The following is a 6,157-nucleotide window of genomic DNA, read 5'->3' on the forward strand; positions in this document are numbered from 1 at the left end:
AAAGCGGGCCCTCCCCAAGGCCCGCTTTTTTTCTGCCTCAGGCGCCGATGATCTGCATCACCAGCGGCCGGGCGGTCAGGCTGTCCGACCCGTCGAGGATGCGCATGGCCTCGGTGACCGCGCTTTCCGGCCCCGGGTGCGTGACCACCGCGAGGATGACCTCGCCGTCCTGGTCGGGATCGCCCTTCTGGATCAGGCTTTCGATCGAAACCCCGGCGTCGCGCATGGCGGCGGTGATGTCGGCCAGCACGCCGGGCCGGTCGGGCACGGTGAAGCGGATGTACGAACTGCCCACGCGGTGCCCGGACGGAGCAGGCTCCATCGCTTCCAGTTCGGCGGCGGGCATGGCGAAGGCCGCGCCCTTCTCGCCCTTGGCGATGTCGATGATGTCGGCGACGACCGCGCTGGCGGTCGGCCCGTCACCGGCGCCGGCACCCTGGAACAGCAGCCGGCCCATGAAGTTGCCCTCGGCGACGACCGCGTTGGTCGCCCCGTCCACATGTGCGAGCGGGTGGTCGAACGGCACGAGGTGCGGGCGCACGCGCTGGAACAGGCGGCAGGTGCCGTCGCTATTGTCGGTCCCGGCCATGCCGATCAGGCGGATGACGTAGCCGAGCGAGCGGGCCTGCTCGATGTCGGCGGCCTTGACGCGGCTGATGCCCATCGTCTCGACCGCATCGAAGCGCAGGCGCGAACCGAAGGCGATCGCCGCCAGGATCGACAGCTTGTGCGCCGCGTCGATGCCCTCGATGTCGAAGGTCGGGTCGGCCTCGGCATAGCCCATGCGCTGCGCGTCCGCGAGCACGTCGGCGAAGTCGCGGCCGGTGTCCTCCATGGTCGAGAGGATGTAGTTGCAGGTGCCGTTGAGGATTCCGTAGACCCGGTCGATCGCATTGGCCGCCGCGCCCTCGGACAGTCCCTTGATGACCGGGATGCCGCCGGCCACCGCCGCCTCGAACTTGAGCGCGACGCCCGCGGCCTCGGCGGCGGCGGCGAGTTCCAGGCCGTGGTGCGCGATCATCGCCTTGTTGGCGGTGACGAGGCTCTTGCCCCCCGCGATCGCGTTGCGGGCCAGAGCCAGCGCCGGACCGTCCGAGCCGCCGACCATCTCCACCACCACGTCGACGTCGTCCCGCGCGGCGAGGGCGGCGCTGTCGTCCTCCCAGTCGTAGCGCGAGAGGTCGACGCCGCGGTCCTTGGTGCGGTCGCGCGCGCTGACGGCGGCGATGCGGATCGGGCGGCGCGCACGGCGGGCGATCAGCTCCGCATTGGTCTCGATGAGCCGGACGACGCCGCCTCCGACGGTTCCCAGTCCGGCAAGCGCGATATTGAGCGGTTCGACCATGCAAGCTCCTTTTCGGGAGCGCGCACTAAGGCAGGCGGGAGGGAATTTCCAGCAGGCGTTTGCAGATAAGTCAGCGCAGCGTGCGCTGGCAGACGCCGAGGTCGCCCAGCACCATGCGGTAGTCGGACAGCGCCTGCTGCTGCGCGGCGTAGCTTTCCGAGACGTTGGCACGGGCCGGCGGCAGGTTCGGCAGGAAACAGGCGAGGCGGTACCACTCGATCGTGTCGCGCTGGGGCGGATGGCCGGCGTCGGCGACCAGTTCCGAGAACGACACCCCCCAGACCGGCGCCGCACCGGGCTCGTGGCGAACGGTGATCGAGGCCGCCGAACTGTCCTTGGTATTGAGGAAGATCTGCGTCTCGCCCTGCCCGGCCAGGTTGCCCGGGACATAAAGCAGTTCGCGCACGCCGGTCACGCTGGCGGGCGCGTCCGGCGCGGTCAGCCCTTGCAGGATGCCGCGCAGCCGCGCCTCGCCCTGCACCGTCCAGTACTGCTGCGCAGTGGGGGTGACCAGCTGCAGCTCCCCCGGACGGCCGGGAACGGCGCGGGCGAACAGAAACACGTCCTGCTTCTTGAGCTTGGGGGCCTTGCCCTTGGCGTCGAGCGGAAGGTCAACCAGGTAGCTAATCGATTCGCCCAGCGGCGCCCTGCCGGTCAGCAGCGCCCTCGTCTTTGCCTGGACATAGAAGCGGCCATGACCCGGTGTCAGCCCCCGCGCGCGCGCATCTTCCACCCGAACCATCTTCGCGACTTGCGCCTGCACGACGAGTCCCGCCGAATCGGCGAGGTCTGCAAGGTCGGCATAAGTGACCTCCGGCGGGCCTGCAGGAACTCCCTGGGCCGCTCCGGCAACCGGTGCCAGCGCCAGATAGGCACCCGCGAGACCCGCCGCAAGGTGCTGGAATTTCGACGACATGAAGGTTAAACTCCGTGGAAATGCTGCGTCTTATAGCCGCATGGCGGGACAGGATCAAAATTGCACTGGATCAATTTGATCTAACGCGGCATGAATTGTGCGTTAACCCATGCCGCGGCGATAAGGCGTTGCGTGGGGTGGGCTTCACCGCTAAGAAGCCTGCAAAATGGGGCAAAAATACTAAAAAATGCCCCGCGGTTCGCCTTCCCGTCGGGTTTCGTTCTCGGAGAGGTAGACTGTCAGCCGTCAGGGTGGGTAATTGAGTTTCGTCATGGATTCCTCCTTTCGGGGGAAGCCATGGGCGCCCTTGGACACGTCTTGTCGGGATTATCCTGTCGCGATGGGTCCGGGGCTTGGTAATGGAGTGATGCGTCTGAATGGCTTACGCTGACCAGCAAATGAGCAGTAGCAAGATTACTGCTCTTGTCATTGTCGCCTTGATCCACGTCTTCGTCGGCTATGCGCTTGTCACCGGCTTGGCCTACAAGGCGGCGCAACAGGTCATCAAGAAGGTGACCACCGTGGACATCAAGGAAGAGAAACCGAAGGAGGAGGAGCCGCCGCCGCCTCCGCCTGAGCAGCCGGATACGCCGCCGCCACCGATCGTGGCGCCGCCTCCGCCGATCAACATCGCCCCGGCTCCGCCGCCGGTGCAGACCGTGATCACGCCTCCCCCGGCGCCGCCGGTGGTCATCCAGACCGCCTCGCCGCCGGCACCCCCGCCGCCGCCGCCCGGACCTTCCAAGGCCCGTGGTGTAAAGCCGAAGGGTCAGGCAGGCTGGGCTGGTCGCATCCAGTCGAACTACCCGACCCGCGCCGCTCGTGAAGAGCGCGAAGGTCGCGTCGGCGTTCGCGTCCAGATCGGACCGGACGGCCGGGTCACCGCTTGCTCGGTTTCGGGCAGCAGCGGCAGCCCCGACCTCGACGAGGCGGCTTGCGACGGCATGACGCGCTATGCGCGTTTCGATCCGGCGCTCGACGCTGCGGGCACCCCGATCGCTTCGTCGTACTCGACGGCGATCGTGTACAAGCTCAACTAATCCAAGGCGGCCGGGACGGCACCTTTTGGTCCTGGCCTACTCCTGCATTCTTCTTGAGAGGTAATTCGCATGCTTATCGTTGACATCCTTGCCGCCGGTGCGGGCGCGCCGCAGAACAAGTTCGGCTTCATGGAAGCCCTCGAGCAGGGCGGTTTCATCGCCTACGCGACCGTGATCATCCTGGGCATCATGTCCTTCGGTTCGTTCTACATCCTCTTCACCAAGTGGTTCGAGCAGTCGAAGATCCTGCGCCAGTTCGGCGTCATCCGCACTTCGTTCTGGCGTGCGCCCACCCTGCGCGAAGGCGCTGCCAAGCTCGACAAGAACAGCGCCTGGCGCCAGCTCGTCGACGACGGCCTCGCCGCTGAAGACCAGCACGCCAAGATGACCGACAGCCTCGAAGCCCACGACTGGCTGCACGGCTCGCTCGCCCGCTCGGAAGCGTCGATCAACGCTCGCCTCGCCGGCGGCCTGCCGTTCCTCGCCACCGTCGGTGCGACCTCGCCGTTCATCGGTCTGTTCGGTACCGTCGTCGGCATCTACCGCGCCCTGATCGCCATCGGCCTCGCCGGTTCGGCCTCGATCGACAAGGTCGCGGGTCCGGTCGGTGAAGCACTGATCATGACCGCGCTCGGTCTGCTCGTCGCGGTTCCGGCCGTGCTTGCCTACAACTACCTCCAGGCACGCAACAAGCGCATCGCCGAGCTGCTCACCGGCTTCTCGAACGACGTGCTCGCCAACATCACCTCGAAGGGCGCCGTCAAGCCGGTCCTCGCCGCTCCCGCCAAGACCGTGGCTGCTCCGGCCAAGCCGGCTGCTGCTCCGCTCAAGTCGTAAGGAGCACGGGTCAGTGGACCGGCCAGTCCGGTCCGCTCCCGTTCGGGAGCCCGGCGACGGCCGCAAGCATGCGCAGGTCGTCCCCGGCCCCCAGGCAACGCAAGGATTAGGATAAGACTATGGCGATATCCACGGGCGGAGGTGGTGCAGACGCACCAATGTCCGACATCAACACGACGCCGCTCGTCGACGTCATGCTGGTGCTTCTGATCATCTTCCTGATCGCGGTTCCGGTTGCGATCCAGACGATCGAGAAGCTGAAAATCCCGGTCATCCCCGCGGTCGAATCGAAGGACAAGGTCGAGAACCTGCTCCTCACCGTCTCGACCACGGACGCATCCGGTCGCAGTGCAGGCGAGCCCGGCTACACCGGTGCGGCCCGCAATGGCGAATGCCGCATCTACTTCAACAACGTCACTCCGGTCACCTCGGAAGAGCTGCGCGACCAGGCTTTCAAGCGTCTCGATGCCATCGTGAAGCGTGAAGGCGGTCCCCAGGCTCTGATGGCCAACCCGGAGCTGATCCCGCAGGTCCACATCCGCGGCGACGTCGCCGCTCCGTGGCGGTGCGTGGCCGGTGCGATCTACAACGTCCAGATTTCGGGTTATCCGACGGTTGGCTTCATCACCAACCCGATCGACCCGAACGGCTGACGTTCAGGCAGGAACAGGAGTAACTTCTCATGGCAATGTCAGGCGGCAAGGATGATGGCGCGCCGATGATGGAGATGAACACGACGCCGTTGATCGACGTCATGCTCGTGCTCCTCATCATGTTCATCATCACCATCCCGGTTGCGACCCACTCGATCGACATCGATCTGCCGGTGGCAACTCCTCCGACGGACACCCCGCCGCCGATCGACCCTGTCAAGAACAAGGTCGTTCTCACGGCGGACGACAAGATCATGTGGAACGGCACCCAGATCGATGCCGTGACGCTCAACAACTCGCTGCAGGCCACCACCCGCATGACCCCCGAGCCGGAACTCCAGTTCCAGCCCGAGCCGGAAGCCAGCTACGAGCTGTCGGCAGGGGTTCTGCAGGTCATCAAGGCCTCGCAGGTCACGAAGTTCGGCTTCGTCGGCAACGAACAGTTCGCGACCTTCGGCAAGTAAGCCAAGGTTCAAAGGCTGGTCCCGCAGGGGACACCCAAAAGGGGCGGAGCGATCCGCCCCTTTTTTCATGCCTACGCTCCAATTCACTAACTCAGCTTGGTGAGATTAGGCGGAAGGCAGGACCTGCGTTATCCTGCTCCCAAGAACAGAAAATACCCTGAGAGAGGAGAAGCGCATGCGTCGTCCTGCCCGTACTCTTGGAACTGCTCAGGCGATCGAGGACACCCCGATCGCCGCCATCAACACCACGCCCCTGATCGACGTGATGCTGGTGCTGCTGATCATGTTCGTCATCACCATCCCCGTCGCCACCAACAGCATCGACCTTGAGCTTCCCTCCACGGAGGGCACGCCGCCGGTGAAGGTGGACCTGGTCAAGAACAAGGTCGTCGTCACACCCGACGGCCGCATCCTGTGGAACGGCGCCCAGCTCGATTCGGCGGCGCTGAGCGACGCTTTGCGCGCCACCACTCGCATGAGCCCCGAACCCGAACTCCAGTTCCAACCCGATGCCCAGGCTGGCTACGAACTTTCGGCCAGGGTCCTTCAGGCCATCAAGGCGGCCGAGGTCACCCGGTTCGGCATAGTCGGCAACGAGCAGTTCGCCAGCTTCGACAAGTGACTGCGCTGTCGTCCCGGCGCAGGCTGGGACGACTAGCAGCAATGCGCGCAATTTAGGCCTGGCGCTGCCCATGGCCGTCGGCGAGGTTCTGCCTCAAGGGTTCACAGCGGTCCCAGCCTGCGCTGGGATGACGGCTGTTCGTGAGGCTTGACAATACGAACCATTTAGGTTACATGGCGCAACATCCGCCAGCCGAAGTACAAGGCGAAGCGGTGTTTTCGGGTCGACGTCATGGGCGGAGGGTCGCGAGTTCAAGTCGCAAACCTTGCGCGTTCCCATG

The 6,157-nt window shown here is 65.3% G+C and carries 7 protein-coding genes; 5 read left to right on the top strand and 2 right to left on the bottom strand.

What is annotated here, in order from left to right; genetic code table 11:
• Positions 1-37 precede the first annotated feature (37 nt).
• Positions 38-1,345, bottom strand: a complete 1,308-nt coding sequence (locus tag PMI02_RS23030; protein ID WP_007687533.1) for a homoserine dehydrogenase — start codon at positions 1,343-1,345, stop codon at positions 38-40.
• Between the two features lie 70 nt (positions 1,346-1,415).
• Positions 1,416-2,261, bottom strand: a complete 846-nt coding sequence (locus PMI02_RS23035; protein WP_007687534.1) for a hypothetical protein — start codon at positions 2,259-2,261, stop codon at positions 1,416-1,418.
• A 377-nt stretch (positions 2,262-2,638) separates the two neighbouring features.
• Here PMI02_RS23035 and PMI02_RS23040 point away from each other — a divergent pair, with 377 nt between their 5' ends.
• The 5 genes from PMI02_RS23040 (at position 2,639) to PMI02_RS23060 (ending at position 5,877) form a co-directional block, all read left to right on the top strand.
• The gene (locus PMI02_RS23040) at positions 2,639-3,301 is read left to right on the top strand and encodes an energy transducer TonB (RefSeq protein WP_007687535.1); all 663 of its coding nucleotides are present in this window, start codon (positions 2,639-2,641) and stop codon (positions 3,299-3,301) included.
• A 69-nt stretch (positions 3,302-3,370) separates the two neighbouring features.
• The gene (locus PMI02_RS23045) at positions 3,371-4,138 is read left to right on the top strand and encodes a MotA/TolQ/ExbB proton channel family protein (RefSeq protein WP_007687536.1); all 768 of its coding nucleotides are present in this window, start codon (positions 3,371-3,373) and stop codon (positions 4,136-4,138) included.
• Between the two features lie 119 nt (positions 4,139-4,257).
• Positions 4,258-4,791 carry a biopolymer transporter ExbD gene (locus tag PMI02_RS23050; protein ID WP_007687537.1) on the top strand — a complete coding sequence of 178 codons (534 nt, stop codon included), beginning with the start codon at positions 4,258-4,260 and terminating at the stop codon, positions 4,789-4,791.
• Positions 4,792-4,820: 29 nt separating this feature from the next.
• Positions 4,821-5,255 (top strand): biopolymer transporter ExbD, encoded by a 435-nt coding sequence (locus tag PMI02_RS23055; RefSeq protein WP_007687539.1) that lies wholly within the window; start codon positions 4,821-4,823, stop codon positions 5,253-5,255.
• Between the two features lie 175 nt (positions 5,256-5,430).
• Positions 5,431-5,877 (top strand): biopolymer transporter ExbD, encoded by a 447-nt coding sequence (locus PMI02_RS23060; protein WP_007687541.1) that lies wholly within the window; start codon positions 5,431-5,433, stop codon positions 5,875-5,877.
• Positions 5,878-6,157 lie beyond the last annotated feature (280 nt).

Origin of the sequence: Novosphingobium sp. AP12 (genome assembly GCF_000281975.1) — a bacterium.
Classification (GTDB): domain Bacteria; phylum Pseudomonadota; class Alphaproteobacteria; order Sphingomonadales; family Sphingomonadaceae; genus Novosphingobium.